This is a genomic window from Streptomyces sp. NPDC050315 (assembly GCF_040655775.1).
Taxonomy (GTDB): Bacteria; Actinomycetota; Actinomycetes; order Streptomycetales; family Streptomycetaceae; genus Streptomyces.
This window is the reverse complement of the sequence record NZ_JBFAKN010000004.1, coordinates 24,391-40,445: the sequence shown is the minus strand read 5'-3', so window position 1 is coordinate 40,445 and position 16,055 is coordinate 24,391. Positions and strand designations below refer to the sequence as shown.

Below are 16,055 nucleotides of genomic sequence, written 5' to 3'. Positions count from 1 at the left end.
GAGACAGACCAGTGGCCGACAATGCGCGGGCGAAGAGGCTGGCGGACCTCATCCGGGAGGTGGTCGCCCAGAAGCTGCAGCGCGGTGTCAAGGACCCGCGGCTCGGCACGCACGTGACCATCACGGACACCCGGGTCACCGGCGACCTGCGGGAGGCGACGGTCTTCTACACGGTCTACGGCGACGACGAGGACCGGGCCAGCGCCGCGGCCGGACTGGAGAGCGCCAAGGGCATCCTGCGCTCCGAGGTCGGACGTGCCGCGGGCACCAAGTTCACGCCGACCCTGACGTTCGTGGCGGACGCCCTCCCGGAGAACGCCCGGACCATCGAGGACCTGCTGGACAAGGCGCGGGCCTCCGACGCCAAGGTCCGCGAGGCCTCCTCGAACGCCGACTACGCCGGTGAGGCCGACCCGTACCGCAAGCCGGGCGAGGACGACGAGGACACCGCCACCGAATGACGAAGAAGATCACCCCGCCGGACGGTCTTGTCATCGTCGACAAGCCGGCCGGCTTCACCTCGCACGACGTCGTGGCGAAGATGCGCGGCATGGCCCGCACCCGCCGCATCGGGCACGCCGGCACGCTGGACCCGATGGCGACCGGCGTGCTCGTCCTCGGCGTCGAGCGGGCCACGAAGCTGCTCGGTCACCTCGCGCTGACGGAGAAGGAGTACGTCGGTACGGTCCGGCTCGGCCAGACCACCGTCACCGACGACGCCGAGGGCGAGATCACCGAGTCCAAGGGCGCGAAGGACCTCGACCGGGACGCCATCGAGGCCGGGATCGCGGAGCTGAGCGGCGCCATCATGCAGGTGCCGTCCAAGGTCAGCGCCATCAAGATCGACGGCAAGCGGTCCTACGCGCGGGTGCGCGGCGGCGAAGAAGTGGAGATACCGGCCCGCCCGGTCACCGTCTCCTCCTTCGTGCTGCACTCCGTCCACGAGACCGAGGCCGAGGACGGCACGCCCGTCACGGACCTGCTGGTCTCCGTGGAGTGCTCCTCCGGTACGTACATCCGCGCGCTCGCCCGCGACCTCGGTGCGGGCCTGGGCGTCGGCGGGCACCTCACGGCGCTGCGCCGCACCCGCGTCGGCCCGTACAAGCTCGACAAGGCCCGCACGCTGGAGCAGCTGCAGGCGGCCGTGGACGAGCCCGAGGGCGGCGGCCTGCCGATCATGCCGATCGGCGAGGCGGCGGCCGCGGCGTTCCCGCGCTGGGACGTCACCGTGCAGCAGGCCAAGCTGCTCGGCAACGGCGCGCGCATCCCGATGCCGCTCTTCGACACGGACGGGGCGGTCGCCGCGTTCGCGCCGGACGGCACGTTCCTCGCGCTGCTGGAGAACAAGGGCGGGAAGGCGAAGAGCCTGGCGGTCTTCGTCTGACGTCCCCGTGGTATGTCTGACCTGCGTCCCGTGAGCCCGAAGCTCACGGGACGCAGGCGTCTTCGGGTGTCGGCGCGTTCGGGGCGCCGGCGTATTCACCCCATCGGGCGGGCGCTCGGAGCGAACCGCGGGCGTGGACGGGGGCGCGTTCGCGATGCGCCCTGTCCAGGACGATCACCGGCTGCCTACGGTCGAAATGACCCGGTACGCGCGTCGCCCGAGGTGAGCGGCGCGCGTACCCGGGTCTTCGGCGACGGCGGGAGGTACGGCGATGGTGGTGCAGGCGGCCGACGCGGCGGAGGCGCTGGTGCGCATCCGCGACCTGGCCGGGCGGCCGCGCGGCACGGGCTTCCTCGCCGACCCCGACGGCACCCTGCTGACCAGCCACGAAGCGGTCGACGGGCTGGCCCGCCTGGTCCTGCAGGGCGCCGCCGGGCGGACCTGCGCGGTCGGCGCGGACGCCGTCACCCCGCTCCCGGAGTCGGGTCTCGCCCTCGTCCGGACCACCGGCCTCGGCCTGCCGCCGCTCCCGGTCGCGGCGGGGCGCCCGGAACCGGGTACGCAGGTACGGCTGTACGTCGACGGGGACGGGGACGGTGACCCGGGGAAGCAGGCCGGGGTGTCGGCGGAGCGGGCGAGCGTGCCGGTGGCGCGCGTCGTGGGGCGGGCCGCCGTCGTCTACACCGCGACCGATCGCCGCCACCATCTGCCCGACGCCGTCGAGCTGGCCGTGCCCGGACCGGCCGGCGAGGCGCTGCGGCTGGGCGGCCCGGCCGTCGGCGGGCTGGTGACCGACGCCGGAACCGGGGCGGTACTGGCCGTGGTGGGCACCGCACTGCACTGCGGGCGGCCGGCGGGGAGTACCGGCGTACTGGTGCCGCACGCGCCGGGCGCTGCCGTGCCGCGCGGGTTCGCGATTCCGCTGCACGCCGCGGCGGCGGCCGATCCACGCGGGCCGCTCGCCGCACTGCTGGCCCGTAACGCCGCGACCGTTCCGGCGTACGGCCCGGACCTCAACCTGGCCGGCGTGCTGGCCCTCACCACGACCGCCATGGGAACGGCGGGCGGCCCCGGCCCGTGGCGGGAGCCGGTCGAACGGCCCGAGGTGGCCGAGGAATTCGCCGCCTTCGGTGCGTGCACTGCGGCGACAGAGCCGGTGGGCGGTACTCCGGTGGGTGCCCCGGCGGCGCGGGTCCTCGCCCTCGTCGGCGACACCGGCACCGGGCGCAGTACGGAACTGGCCGCGCTCGCCGCCCGCCGCGCGCGGGCCGTCGCGCCCGCGCCGACCCTCCGGCTCCGCGGCGCCGACCTGCGCGCCGCCGACCGGGGACTGCGGGACGCGGTGGGGCGGGCGCTGCGTGCGGCGGGCCGGGTGCTCAGCGCCTCGGGGCCGGTGCCGGGGGACCCCGCGGCCGCCACACCCGAGGAAGTGGCCGGGCTCGCGCGGGCCGCCGGGCGCCCCCTCCTGGTCCTGCTCGACGGCCCCGAGGAGCTGCCGCCGGACCTCGCGGAGCGACTCGCCGACTGGACCCGCGACACCGCGGAATGGCTGCACGGCACCGGGGCCCGGCTGATCGTCGCCTGCCGCCCCGAGTACTGGGAGACCGCCGGGGCCCACTTCCCCGTCGCCTTCCTGCACCGGCCGCGCCACCCGGCGGTGACCCCGCCCGGCGCACCGGCCGGCGCGCTGCCGCCCTGCGTACGCCTCGGCGACCTGGCACCGCGCGAGGCGGCCCGGGCGCGTGCCCGGTACGGTCTGCCGGCCGGCGCGCTGACCACCGCGGACGCCGGCCACCCGCTGGCCCTGCGGCTGCTGACCGAGGTACGGACGTCCCTGGTGGCCGCGGGCGAGGACGCGCGCGGCATGGGCACGCCGCACCGGCACGAGATCTTCGGCGGCTACCTGGACCTGCTGTGCCTGCGCGTCGCGCAACGGCTGGCGCGGCCGGGGGAGCGCGGCGCGGACGTGCGCCGGTCGGCCGCGCGGGTGGCCGGGCGCGCCCACGAGGCGGCCCGCCGCTGCCTCGCCCCCGGCCGCGGCGAACTGGACCGTGCGTCGTTCGACGAGCTGTTCCCGTGGCGTACGGGCTGGGCGTCCGCGGTACTCGCCGAAGGGCTGCTCGTGCCGGCCGGTGCGGGCTACCGCTTTCCGCACGAAGAGTTCGCCGACTGGCTGCAGGGCACGCACCTCGACGTGGCCGAGACGCTGGACGCGCTGGTGCACGGGCCGACCGGGGGACGCGCCGGACAGCCACCCGCCGCTGCTCCGCCCGCCGTACCGCGGCACCGCATCGGGCCGGTGGTCCAGGCCCTGCTGCTCCTCGGCCGCCGGGCCGGCCCCGAAGCGCTGGGCCACCGGCTGGAGGGGCTGGTGGAGGTGGTCACGGCGCCGGGCGGGAGGAGCGGCGAGCGGACGGGGACGGGTGGGGGAGCGGCCGACGCCTCGGTGCGGGACGCCCGGTGGTGGGCCGAGCACCTGCTCGGCGAGGTCCTGCTGCGGCTGCCCGACGCCGCACCGTACGCCCGCGTACTGCATCTCCTCGCGGCCCGCGTGACGGACCGTTCGGCGCTGGCGGGCGGCTTCGGCCGGACGGGCCTCGACGCGTTCGGGCCCTGGTTCTGGCGGCGGCTGCCGCTGGACCCGGCGACCCGCCTCGACCTCGTCCGCCGCCTGCTGCCGGCCGACGGCCCACCGCCGGAGAACGCGGCGACGGGGGAGGAGGACGGGACGGCCGCAGTCGAAGGCGCCGCCGCCCCGGGCCCCCGCTTCCTCGGGCTCGCGGCGGCGCTGCTGTGTGCCGATCCCCGGCGGGTACAGCCGCTGCTGTGCCGCTGGTTCGACGACGAGCGTCCGCTGCAGCGCGGCCGGAGCCCGGTACGGCCCGGTGCCGACGCCGGGCCGCCCCAGGAACCCACCGTCGCCGCGGCCGCCCAGGCCCTGCTGCACACCCACCGCCGACGCGCCACCGACGGCCTCACCGAGGCGCTCGCCGCCACCGCGCACCCCCGCGCCGACGAGCTCCTCACCGCGCTCGCCGAGGACGAGCCCGCCGCGCTCTGCCGCGCCGTGGACCGCTGGGCGCGCGACGACCGGCCCGCACGCCGGGCGGCCGCCGCCGCGTACGCGCTGGTCGTCGCCGCACACGCCGCCACCGACGCGGACCGCGAACTGCTGCGGCAGGCCGCCCGTACCCTCCTGGAGCGCCCGGCAGACCCCGGCGTCCACGGGGCCGCGCTGGCCCTGCTCGTCGGCGACCGGGCCACCCGTTCCCGGTACCTGGACCGGGCGCTGGCCGGTTTCACGGCGGGCGACCCCGCGCTGCCGCCCGCCGCGTTCACCGCCGCGCTCACCAGCCACCCGGAGCCGGTACTCACCGCCTTCCAGACCCGGCTGCGCAGGTCACCGACGCGCACCGGACAATCGGCCATGGGCGGCGGGGCCGGGATGCCGCAGGGCGCCACCGGTGGCGAGCCCAGCGACGCCCAGGCCGGCCGCCCCGAGCCCGACGCCGCCGAAGCCGTGCTCCGTACGCTCGCCGGCGTCTCGACCCCCGCACTCGCCCGGCGCGCCGCAGCGCTCGTGGACGAGTACGCCATCCGCTTCCCCTGGACCGCGGCGCGCCCCGTCGCGGACTTCGTCGCCCACCGCCTGGAGGCCGGGCCCGGCGCCCGCTCGGTCCTCCAGCCCCTCGCCGTACGGCTGCTGACCGCGCACGCCGCGCCGGTGCGGTGTGCGCTCGTGCCCGTACTGGCCCGGCCCGGCAGCACCGCGTCCTGCCCGCTCCGCCAGGAACTGCTGGACGTCCTGCTGGAGCGGGAGCGCACCGGCCGCCGCCCGAGCGGCGCACCGGACCCGGTGCCGGCCGCGCCCGACGCCACGGTGCTGGACGCGCTGCTGTGCGCGGCCGCGCAGGGCGCAGCGCGCCGCCCGGAGGCGCAGACCCGGGACCTCGTGCACCGCACCGGCCTGCTGCACGTCCGGACCCTCGAAGGCGCGGCCCGCTTCGACCGCCGGCTGGTCGAGCTCGGCCGGCTGCTGCCGGACTTCGCCACGATGGTACGGACATGGCTGGCCGCGGCCCCCGCGGAATGGGCCGCGATCGTCGGCCCCAGCGCCCGCGCCATGCTCGGCCCCCGCTCACCGGCCCCGACCCCCGCCAACCTCCCCGCCCCCACTCGCCCCCTGGCGCACGGCGCGGTCCGCACGCCCTCCCAGGGCGCCCCGCATCCGGCCTGACCCGTGTCGGCATCCGTCCGCACCCCCCGGCCCCGTCTGCGCTCACCGGCCGCTCCCCGCGCGGGCGACCGGGGTGAGCCCACCCTTCGCGCGAACCACACCGCCCGGCATGGCAGTCTTAGACCTGCGCAATGCCGTATCGGTGTAGTGAACAGACAAGAGTTCGGGCAAGGAGCGGGCACAGTGCAGCGCTGGCGTGGCTTGGAGGACATCCCCGAGGGCTGGGGGCGCAGCGTCGTCACCATCGGCTCCTACGACGGCGTACACCGCGGACATCAGCTGATCCTCGGCAAGGCCGTGGCGCGCGCCCGTGAGCTGGGCGTACCGGCGGTGGCGGTCACCTTCGACCCGCACCCCAGCGAGGTCGTCCGGCCCGGCACGCACCCGCCGCTGCTCGCGCCGCACCACCGGCGGGCCGAGCTGATGGCCGAACTGGGCGTGGACGCCGTGCTGATCCTCCCCTTCACCAAGGAGTTCTCGAAGCTGGCACCCGCCGACTTCGTGGTGAAGGTACTGGTGGACAAGTTGCACGCCCGGCTCGTCGTGGAAGGCCCCAACTTCCGCTTCGGACACAAGGCGGCGGGCAACGTCGAGACGCTGGCCGAGCTCGGCCGGACGTACGACTACGACGTCGAGGTCGTCGACCTCTTCGAGCGCGGCGAGGCGGGCGACGGCGAGCCGTTCTCCTCCACGCTCACCCGCCGGCTGGTCGCGGCCGGTGACATGGCCGGCGCCGCCGAGGTGCTCGGCCGTCCGCACCGCGTCGAGGGCATCGTCGTACGCGGCGCCCAGCGCGGCCGCGAACTGGGCTTCCCCACCGCCAATGTGGAGACGCTGCCGCACACCGCCATCCCCGCCGACGGCGTCTACGCGGGTTATCTGCACGTCGAGGGCGAGGCGATGCCCGCCGCGATCTCGGTCGGCACGAACCCGCAGTTCGACGGCAAGATCCGCACCGTCGAGGCGTACGCCATCGACCGGGTCGGGCTCGACCTGTACGGCCTGCACGTCGCCGTCGACTTCGTCGCGTACATCCGCGGCCAGGAGAAGTTCGACACCCTGGACGCGCTGCTGGAGCGGATGGCCATGGACGTGAAGCAGGCGCGGGCGCTGGTCAGTCAGGGCCCGGCGAGCGACTCCTGAGGTCCTGAGACGTCCTGAACCGAACGAGTGAACCCCCTTGCTCAGCAAGGGGGTTCACTCATGTGTGCGCTACCGCGCCGCTGCTACTGCGGCTGCTGCGGGGGCTGCTGCCATCCGGGCTGCGGGCCGGGCTGCCCCGGCTGACCGGGCTGCTGGGGGTAGCCGTAGCCGTAGCCGTACTGGCCGCCGGGCTGCGGCTGTTGCTGCTGCGGGTACCCCTGCGGAGGCTGCTGCTGCCAGCCCGGCTGCGGACCGGGCTGTCCCGGCTGACCCTGCTGGGGACCGGGCTGGCCGGGGTACTGACCCGGCTGTCCCGGCTGACCGGGGTACTGGCCGGGCTGGCCCGGATGGCCGGGGTACTGGCCGGGCTGGCCGGGCTGGCCCGGGACCTGCTGGTAACCGCCCAGCCCCTGCGCCGACTGCGCCCGCGCGAAGTCCTCCGCGACCATCGCCGAGAGGTTGAAGTACGCCTCCCGGACGCGCGGCCGCATCATGTCGAGGTCGACCTCGGCGCCCGCCGACAGGTGCTCGTCGAACGGCACGACGACCACGCCGCGGCAGCGCGTCTCGAAGTGCGACACGATGTCCTCGACCTTGATCATCTTGCCGGTCTCGCGCACCCCGGAGATGACCGTGATGCTGCGCGAGACGAGATCGGCGTAGCCGTGCGCCGAGAGCCAGTCCAGCGTCGTACTGGCGCTGCTCGCACCGTCCACCGACGGCGTGGAGATGATGATGAGCTGGTCCGCGAGGTCCAGCACGCCGCGCATGGCGCTGTACAGCAGACCCGTACCGGAGTCGGTCAGGATGATCGGGTACTGCTTTCCCAGGACGTCGATGACGCGGCGGTAGTCGTCGTCATTGAAGGTCGTCGAGACGGCCGGGTCGACGTCGTTGGCGAGGATCTCCAGACCGGACGGCGCCTGCGAGGTGAACCGCCGGATGTCCATGTAGTTGTTGATGTACGGGATCGCGGTCACCAGGTCGCGGATCGTGGCACCCGTCTCGCGGCGCACCCGGCGGCCGAGCGTACCGGCGTCCGGGTTGGCGTCGATCGCGATGACCTTGTCCTGGCGCTCCGTCGCCAGCGTCGCGCCGAGCGCGGTCGTGGTCGTGGTCTTGCCCACGCCGCCCTTGAGGCTGATCACGGCGATGCGGTAGCAGGAGAGCACCGGCGTACGGATGAGGTCCAGCTTGCGCTGGCGCTCGGCCTCCTCCTTCTTGCCGCCGAACTTGAACAGGGAGTTGCCGGGCTGGTTGGCCCCCGGCTTCCGCGCCTTCTGCTTGCCCTTGATGAGCCGCTCGGAGGACAGCTCGACGGCAGCGGTGTACCCGAGGGGCGCACCGGCCGGGCCGTGCGCACCCTGCTGCGGGCCGGGCTGCCCGGGCTGCCCGGCGGCCTGCCCGTTCCAGGCACCGGCCCCGGGGTCGGGGCTCTGCGCGCCGGGGTGGCCCTGCGGGCCGGGCTGCTGGGGCTGCTGACCGTGCGGCGGCTGACCGGGCGCACCGGGGTGACCGCCGGGCTGGCCGTACGGGGTGGGGTGGGCTCCGGGCTGGGCCTGCTGGCCGGGCTGGCCGGGTCCTGCCGGCTGCTGCTGGGGGTAGCCGTAGCCGGACTGCTGCGGGTAGCCGTACCCGGACTGCTGCGGATATCCGTAACCGGGCTGGGGCTGGGGCTGGGGCTGGCCGGGCAAGGGTGCGGGGTCGGGTACGGGCGCGGCGCCGGGCTGAGCTGCGGGCTGGGCGCCGGCCTGCGCGCCCTGCTGTCCCTGCGGCGCGGGCTGCTGCTGACCGGGCTGGCCCTGCGCGGGCTGCGGCTGGCCGGGCTGTCCCTGTGTCGGCTGCGGGCCGGGCTGCCCCGGCTGCCCCGGCTGCGCGGCCTGACCGGGCGCACCCTGCGCGCCCGCGGCCGGCGACCAGCCCTGACCGGGCTGCGCCGAGGAGACCGGCGCGCTCGGCGGCACGGGCTGTCCGGTGGCGGGCGTGGGCTGCCCCTCGGGCTGCGCTCCCGGCTGAGCACCGGGTGCGGCCTGCGCGGGAGGCTGTCCGGGCGTCTGTCCGGGGGCGGCCTGCGCGGGGGGCTGCCCGGGGGCGGCCTGTACGGGAGGCTGCCCGGGGGCCTGCGCGGCCGGTCCGGGGGCAGCCTGCTCCGGCACAGGCTGCTGGGGAGTCGCCTGCTGCGGGGGCGTCTGCTGCGGAGGCACCTGTGCCGGAGCCGGGTAGCCGTAACCGCCCGGCTGCGCGCCCTGATTCGGTACGGACGGCGCTTCGCCGCCCGGCGCGGGCTGTGCCCCGCCCTGCTGCCCCGGCGCAGCACTGGCTGCCGACGACAGCCCGTCCTCACCCTTGGGCGCGGCCGGCGTCTCGGCCGGCCCCTGCGCGGGCGCGGACCACGCACCGGACTGCGGTGCGCCGGAACCCGCGGGAGCGCTCTGCCCCTGCGGCTCGGCCGGCCGGAACTCCGGCGGCAGCGGCGGCAGCGAAGGCGCGGACTCCTGCGGCGCGGCGGGCGACCACGTGCCGGCGGCCGGCTGACCCTGCGGAGGCGTCATCGGCGCGGCGTCCGCGCTCAACGGCTCGGGCCGCCCGGTCACCGGCTCCGGGCCACCCGCGGCCGCGCTTCCGGCCGCGGACCCGGACTCCTTCTCCGCGGCCCCGGAACCCTCCGAAGCCGCCGCACCGGCAGCCTCACCGGTCTTCTCCGCCGCGTCAGGCACCGACGGCTTCGCCGCCGGCGGGAAGAGCGGCTCACCCAACGGCGGGGGAGGCGGCGGCAAAGTACCGCTCACCCCGGCGCCAGTACCCGCACTCGCCCCGGACCCGGCACCCGCCCCCGAATCGGCGTTCTGCGTATACCAAGCAGGCGGGGTGTAGTCGATGGTGAACTCTCCCGTCATTTCGGGATCCGCGTCGGACTGATCCTCGCCGGGGGTGATGCCGCCCGTGCGGATCTCGTCCCGATCGCTGCTCACTACGCCTCCTGCTGTGGTCTGGTACCTCTGAATCCCGCGACGCGACACCGTTCACGCGCATCGCCGACACACGTACGCCTAATCGCCGGATCCCCCTGACACGCCGGGCGTTCCCGTGGGTTCCCCTGTCGCTTGGACCCAAGCCTAAACGCCAGCGCCGACAGCCCGGCAGGCCCGCCTTCGCCCGATACCTGTCTGTTGCCTCAGGCTACGCACGTCTCCCACGCGACGGAGCCGCGAAGCCGAACAATGAGACACATCTGCCCGAACTGCCCCTGACCGCCCCGCCCCGGACCGACGCGACTGATCCGACCGACCGCCAAGGGCGTCGGGCCAAGGCCGACGGCCCCGGCTCAGTCCACCCGGCGGGGGTTCCCCAGCAGTCCTGTCTCCGCCTCCGTCGGCTGAGTCATGACGTACTGCCGCGCCTGATTGTCACCGCACCAGAGCGTGACTCCGTCGCCGATCGACGGCAGCGCGTCGACATCGGTCTGCGAGAGCCCCAATATGCGTGCGGCGTGCGCGGCCTCATCGGGAGAGATCCGCTGCAGGCCGACGAGTCCGGCGGCATTCATCAGCCGAGGGGCCACCGGGCTCATGTACGGCAGCAGTGTCAGCACCGACTGCCAGGGCGCCGAGGAGACCCGCCCGCGCGGCGGCCGCATCCCGCAGTCGCGTACGACCAGTACGGGGCTGCCGACGGTCGCACCCATCGGCGGCACCCGCCCGACCTCGTGCAGCGTCAAGCACTCCTGACCCGCACCCGCCGCATGCGCCAGGTTCGTCCACAGCTGGGGCCGGCCCGTCTCGACGGCCACCCGCGCACCCGTACCGGCCGCCCGCAGCGCCAGCGCCTGGGCCGTCCACAACCCGCCGATCAGCAGGATGTCGAACGGCGCGGGGTGATAGAGCCCCAGCACCGCCGGGCGGTTCTCCGCGTCGTGGCCCACCGTCAGGCCGTCGTCGCCGAGCGGCAGCGTCAGCGCACCGAGGTCGTCGACCGGCACCACATGCCGTGCCCGGCGAGGTCCGTACAGGCCCCGCAGGGCCGAAGTCGCCGAAGCCATCAGCGGGCACCTCCCAGCGGCAGCGTCGCCACCGCACCGGGCAGCTGCTCCCGGTCCAGCCGGACCAGGCCCAGCTTCGCCACGCGCGCCGCCGCCTCCAACCGCTGCCGCGCCCGCGACAGCTCGGCGTCCGAACGCCCGGTCAGCCGTACGTGTCCGCTCACCCCGGCCGCGCCGTGCCGGTCACCGGCCGTCACCGTCAGGCTGAACGTCGAGGCCAGCGCCGGTACGGACGTCAGTACCGACACCAGGCGCGGCAACGGCGTCGCCGACCGGCCCAGCTCCGGCCAGCGCCCGATCCCGTACGTCGTGTGCAGCCGGTCGTCGCACTTCCAGACGCGGGAGGTCTCCTGCGTGCGGCGGGCCGGAGCGGCGTCGGGCAGCCCGGCCCGCGCGGTCGCGACCGGATTGGCGCAGGCCGAGGTCGCCAGGGTCGCGATCAGCTCCTGCTCGTCGAGGACCGTGGCCAGAAAGCCGGCGCCCGTGAGGCGACTGGCCAAGTGGTCGGTCGCGCGGGTCAGACAGCGCTGCGCGCCCGTCAGACCGCCCCCGCGTGCCTCGACCGCCTCCCGGCACAGCTCGGGATCGAACTTCAGCGCCACCCACATCAGCCGCAGCGCGGGCGCTCCCGTCTGCTGCTGCAGAGGCAGGTAACTCTGCCGGGCAACCGCATGCTCGGGCAGATGCGGCGCGGGCGCGGGCTGCACATGCTGCACCACCTGGACGGACTCCAACCGGATCCCGTCCACGTCCAGCGCATCGTGCAGCAAGGTCATCGGCAACGCCCGCGCACCACCCGGCGGCCGCAACGCGCTCCCCTTGGCCTCGACCCGCACCACAGCCGTCAGAAACGTCCCGTCCCCGACCATCCCGACCGTCCGCCGGTCCCGGTCCAGATACCCGTACGTCCGCAACCCGGGCACCGCCTCGGCAGCCGGCGCCAGACTCGGATCCACCCGCTGATCCAACGCCCGCGCAGCACTCTTCCGAGCCCGCAACGCCAACACGGTGGACAGCCAGTCCCGTATCGACAACTTCCGCCGCCGCAACACCGCAAGCAGCACGAGCGCCACAGCGACCACAACGGCCGGCACCAGCAGCAGCATGTCCACCGCGGCAGCCACCAGCACAACCGCCAACGCCAGCTCGATCAGGACGAGTTGCTGCAGCTGGACCGGCCCCATGCGGTTGCTGCGGGACTTTGTAGCTAGGGTCGTGGAGGCAGGGGCGGCTCCCGGCCGCACGGAGGCGGCAGCCGCCGTGTCGCGTGGTCGGTCTCCCCGGGGCGTGCCGGGCCTGTTCCGGTGCGGTCCGGAGGAACGCATCCGCGTCGCTGTCGCCATCCCCCGCAGCCCCCTCGTGATCCGCGCTTCGTCCCTCTCGGCAAGGGCCTTGATCAGGGGCATCACACTACTACTCGCGGGGGATCGACGAGCTCGTCAGCTCCTGCCTGTGGATAACCCTGCCGGGGCGGTGAGTTCGCCACCCACGCACGGCCTTGCCGGGATACTCGCGAGTGCGCGTCAACCAGCTCCCTGCCGACGTCACTCCCACCGGACCCGGGCGACACGCGCACCCCATGATTCGGCATAGTGGGACGCTCGGCGTGTGTCTTCATGCCGAACTACGGGGCACATTCAGGAGATAACGGTCGGACATGGCATCACGGCGGGATGAACTCAACGCCTACACCTTCGCGAAGCGGCGCTTGGTCGCGTCATTCCTCCAACCGAGCCCCAGCGGCACAGAAGAAGGAGCCCCGCGCCCACTGCGCGCGATAGTGCCGGGCGCGATCGCGGGTGTCGTCATCGTGGCGGCCTTCGGCGCATGGGGGATGTTCAAGCCCACGGCCCCGAAGGGCTGGGACGACACGGCCGCGCACGTCATCGTCGCCAATAAGTCGACGACACGGTACGTCGTACTGGGGACGAAGAAGAACAAGCAGCTCTACCCGGTGATGAACTACGCGTCCGCCAAACTCCTCGCCACCAAGGCCGAGGGCAACAGCGACATCGTCAACGTCGACGAAAAGCTGCTCGACAGCGGCAAGATCCCGCACGGCCCGACTCTCGGCATTCCGTACGCCCCCGACCGCCTGCCCGATCCGGGCGAAGCGGCGAAGCAGAAGCGCTGGGCGGTCTGCGAGCAGCAGAGCCAGGGCGGCCGCGCCGTACAGAAGCAGAGCTTCGTGCTGGCCGGTGCCGACGCGAAGAAGGTCGACGACAAGCATCGCCTGCGCGGCGGCGACGTGCTGTACGTGCAGGCTTCGGGCGGACCGTCGTACATGGTCGACAGCACCGGCCGCAAGTACGAGCTGACCCAGGACGAGGCACTGCTCAGCACTCTCATGGGCCAGGGCGCCAAGCCGCAGCGGGTCAGCAAGGACTGGCTGGACAGCCTCAAGGAGGGCAGCCTCATCCGGTACCCGCGGATCGGCGGAGGAGTGAACACACAGACCCGGGCGCCCGGCTTCACCGGCGGCGAACGACTCGGCCGGGTCGGCACGGTGCTCAAGACCACCGAGAGCCAGCAAGAGCGTTACTACATCGTCCTCAAGGACCGCGTCGCACCGATCACGAACTTCACGGCGCGGGTGCTGCTGAGCAGCGACGAACTGTCCGTACTCGGGCAGGGCGACGAGGCGTTGAGCATCAACCGTGCCCAGTTCCACGCCGGCCGCTCCTTCGCGGCCGACAAGAGCTTCACATGGCCCAAGCAGGAAGTCGCCCCGGTGAACGCCGTGATGCCGGGCAAGGGCGACAGGGACACCGTGTGCAACGTCCTGCGCCATGTGAACACCAAGACCGGCGGCACCACCCTCAGTGTCTGGGCGGGCGCCGACTACCCGCAGCGGATCGCCGCCGGCACCACGAGCGCGTACGTCACCCCCGGTACGGGCCTGCTGTTCCGCCAGTTCCAGGGCAAGGAGCCGACCACCGGACCGGTCTTCCTCGTCACCGACACGGGGTTGCGGTACGCCGTACAGGGCAACAACGACAGCGACACGTCCGAGTCCGCCATCGGCAAGGACGACAAGAAGAAGACCGAAGAGACTCAGGAATCCGAGCGGCTGGCGCAGAAACTGCTGGGGTACGGGGACACCGCCCCGGTGCCGGTACCGGTCAGCTGGTCGGAACTGCTGCCCACCGGACCGCGCCTGGACACCAACAGTGCCCGGCAGCCACAGGGCTCGTGAGGCGGGGAACGTGCTGAAGTCCGATTCCACTCGCCGCAGCGCACCGCTGCGGCGCCGCGCGACGGTGGCGGTCCTGGCCGCGGCCTTCGTGGCGGCCCCGGCAACCGGCCCGGCCGCCGTACTCGGCTCCGCGTCGTTCGCGTACGCCGACGACAGCACCCAGTGCACCTTCCCCGCGAAGCCCTTCAAGGGCACTCCCTGGCCCCTGCAACGCGTACAGCTGGACCGGTTGTGGGAGGAGAGCAGGGGGAAGGGCACGACTGTGGCGGTCATCGACACCGGCGTGGACACCGGCAACAAGCAGCTCAAGGGTGCCGTCGATACCCGTAATGGCACCAATCTACTGAAGCCGAAGAAGGACAAGTACGGCCGGACGCCACCGGTGGGCAAGCCGAACGGCACAACCGACACCATCGGCCACGGCACGAAGGTCGCCGGCATCATCGCCGCCCGCCCCGACAAGGCGTACACCGGGTTCGTCGGCATCGCCCCGGAAGCGACGATCCTGCCGATCAAGCAGAACGATGAGAACGGCAGCGGAAACACCGGGACGATGGCCCGGGCCATCAACTACGCCGTTTCGAAGCACGTCGGCGTCATCAACATCTCGCAGGACACCGACAAGGCGTTGGCGCCCGGCGGGGCGCTGGAGAGCGCTGTGAATCGAGCCGTGAACGCCGGCATCGTCGTCGTGGCCTCCGCCGGCAACGACGGCCTGGGCGGCAACGTCAAGAAGACCTACCCGGCCGCGTACGACGGTGTCCTGGCCGTCGCCTCCTCCGACCGCAACGGCGAACGTGCGCCGTTCTCCCAGTCCGGCGAGTTCGTCGGCGTGGCGGCCCCCGGCGTCAGCGTGGTCTCCACTGTGCCGAAGGGCGGCCACTGCATCGACAACGGCACGAGCTTCTCCGCTCCGTACGTCGCCGGCGTGGCAGCCCTGCTCAAGGCCAAGTACCCGAAGTGGACGGCCCGCAACATCGTCACCCGCATCGAACAGACCGCGGAGCGCACCATCCCCGGCCACGACACGCACGTGGGCTGGGGCGTGATCGACCCGGTCCGCGCCCTCACGGACGACAGTCCACCCGCCGAAAAGCCAACCCCGAGCGGCGGCGTACAGAAGGCCGCACTCCCGGACGTCCCACCGGCCTCCGTGGGCGAGACCGCGGAAGAGCGCAACGCACGACTGGCCACGTATGCGGTCGTCGGCGCGTCGATAGTGGTGGCCGTGATCGCCGGCACTGCCCTGGTCCACAGAGACTGGCGCCGCCGCCTCAACGGGCGGCGTCCCCGACAGGACTGAAAGAAGGGGCGCCGCTTTGCCTGCCGATTTGCGAGCAACACATGCGGCGGGGTGGCGCGCCAGTCGTACCTGCAGGGCAAGTTCCTGCAGGCAGCCGCGCTCCGGCGACAGCTGACAAAGCATCAGAATTCCCGCACGGCGCAGGCGTCACGCGTCGTAAGCTTTGCACCAAGTAACGGCAATACCTGCTGGACAGGAATGACCTGTTGCCGTAGCTATGAAACGATGAGCGAGTAAAGGGGGATACTCGTGGGACAGCAGTCACAAACTGACGCTACGCCGCAGCCGCACGACTACGCGGGACCGTTGGGGAGCGGTGCCAGCGCGTCGGACATCAAGCGGGCGCGCGCCACACTGGTCAGGTTCCGGCAGCGCATCGACGACATCCTGATGTCGCTGGAACACGGACCGCAGAACGAAGTGTCCCTCCTGGAACTCTCCCGGTCCGCCTTCTCCGGCCCGGGCACATTCGCCGAGGCCGACGGGCTGCACCAGCAGTTCACCAAGGTGCACACGCACCTCACGACGCTCTCCCGCACCCTCAACGAGCAGATCGAAGCCATGGGCATCGCCGTCATCGGCGCGAACGTCGGATTCGACAACCTCGAGGACGATCTGAAGGCACGCTTCTGGGAGATCCAGAACCGGGCCGAGGCGCGGTACGAGGAGCAGGACGAGGCCCGGACGGAGCACAAGCAGGGCAAGTCCAAGCAGGCCACCGGTGACGACAAGCAGGCGACCCTCTAGCGGTCG

The 16,055-nt window shown here is 73.4% G+C and carries 10 protein-coding genes; 7 read left to right on the top strand and 3 right to left on the bottom strand.

Annotated elements, in window-relative coordinates:
- Positions 1–11 precede the first annotated feature (11 nt).
- The 4 genes from rbfA to AB0I82_RS15470 all read left to right on the top strand — a co-directional run bounded on the left by rbfA (position 12) and on the right by AB0I82_RS15470 (position 6,764).
- On the top strand, positions 12–461 hold the full coding sequence (gene rbfA / locus AB0I82_RS15485) for a 30S ribosome-binding factor RbfA (protein ID WP_363257779.1): 450 nt from the start codon (positions 12–14) through the stop codon (positions 459–461).
- Positions 458–1,384, top strand: a complete 927-nt coding sequence (truB, locus tag AB0I82_RS15480; protein WP_363257778.1) for a tRNA pseudouridine(55) synthase TruB — start codon at positions 458–460, stop codon at positions 1,382–1,384. The genes rbfA and truB overlap by 4 nt, the downstream gene beginning before the upstream one ends.
- A gap of 271 nt (positions 1,385–1,655) precedes the next feature.
- Positions 1,656–5,621, top strand: a complete 3,966-nt coding sequence (locus AB0I82_RS15475; protein WP_363257777.1) for a serine protease — start codon at positions 1,656–1,658, stop codon at positions 5,619–5,621.
- A gap of 183 nt (positions 5,622–5,804) precedes the next feature.
- Positions 5,805–6,764 carry a bifunctional riboflavin kinase/FAD synthetase gene (locus AB0I82_RS15470; RefSeq protein ID WP_363257776.1) on the top strand — a complete coding sequence of 320 codons (960 nt, stop codon included), beginning with the start codon at positions 5,805–5,807 and terminating at the stop codon, positions 6,762–6,764.
- An 83-nt stretch (positions 6,765–6,847) separates the two neighbouring features.
- Here AB0I82_RS15470 and AB0I82_RS15465 read toward each other — a convergent pair whose 3' ends face one another.
- From AB0I82_RS15465 to eccE, 3 genes are all read right to left on the bottom strand, one after another.
- The gene (locus tag AB0I82_RS15465) at positions 6,848–9,736 is read right to left on the bottom strand and encodes an SCO5717 family growth-regulating ATPase (RefSeq protein ID WP_363257775.1); all 2,889 of its coding nucleotides are present in this window, start codon (positions 9,734–9,736) and stop codon (positions 6,848–6,850) included.
- Positions 9,737–10,089: 353 nt separating this feature from the next.
- The gene (locus AB0I82_RS15460; RefSeq protein ID WP_363257774.1) at positions 10,090–10,803 is read right to left on the bottom strand and encodes a hypothetical protein; all 714 of its coding nucleotides are present in this window, start codon (positions 10,801–10,803) and stop codon (positions 10,090–10,092) included.
- Positions 10,803–12,047, bottom strand: coding sequence for a type VII secretion protein EccE (gene eccE, locus AB0I82_RS15455; protein WP_363257773.1), 1,245 nt, complete (start codon positions 12,045–12,047; stop codon positions 10,803–10,805). Before eccE ends, AB0I82_RS15460 begins: the two co-directional genes overlap by 1 nt.
- 413 nt (positions 12,048–12,460) lie before the next feature.
- Here eccE and eccB point away from each other — a divergent pair, with 413 nt between their 5' ends.
- The 3 genes from eccB to AB0I82_RS15440 all read left to right on the top strand — a co-directional run bounded on the left by eccB (position 12,461) and on the right by AB0I82_RS15440 (position 16,049).
- Entirely contained in the window at positions 12,461–13,999 is a 1,539-nt protein-coding gene (gene eccB, locus AB0I82_RS15450) for a type VII secretion protein EccB (protein WP_363257772.1), read from the top strand.
- A gap of 13 nt (positions 14,000–14,012) precedes the next feature.
- Positions 14,013–15,302, top strand: coding sequence for a type VII secretion-associated serine protease mycosin (gene mycP, locus AB0I82_RS15445; protein WP_363258377.1), 1,290 nt, complete (start codon positions 14,013–14,015; stop codon positions 15,300–15,302).
- A 306-nt stretch (positions 15,303–15,608) separates the two neighbouring features.
- Positions 15,609–16,049: a hypothetical protein gene (locus AB0I82_RS15440; RefSeq protein ID WP_363257771.1), complete on the top strand. Its 441-nt coding sequence runs from the start codon at positions 15,609–15,611 to the stop codon at positions 16,047–16,049.
- The last annotated feature ends 6 nt before the right edge of the window (positions 16,050–16,055 follow it).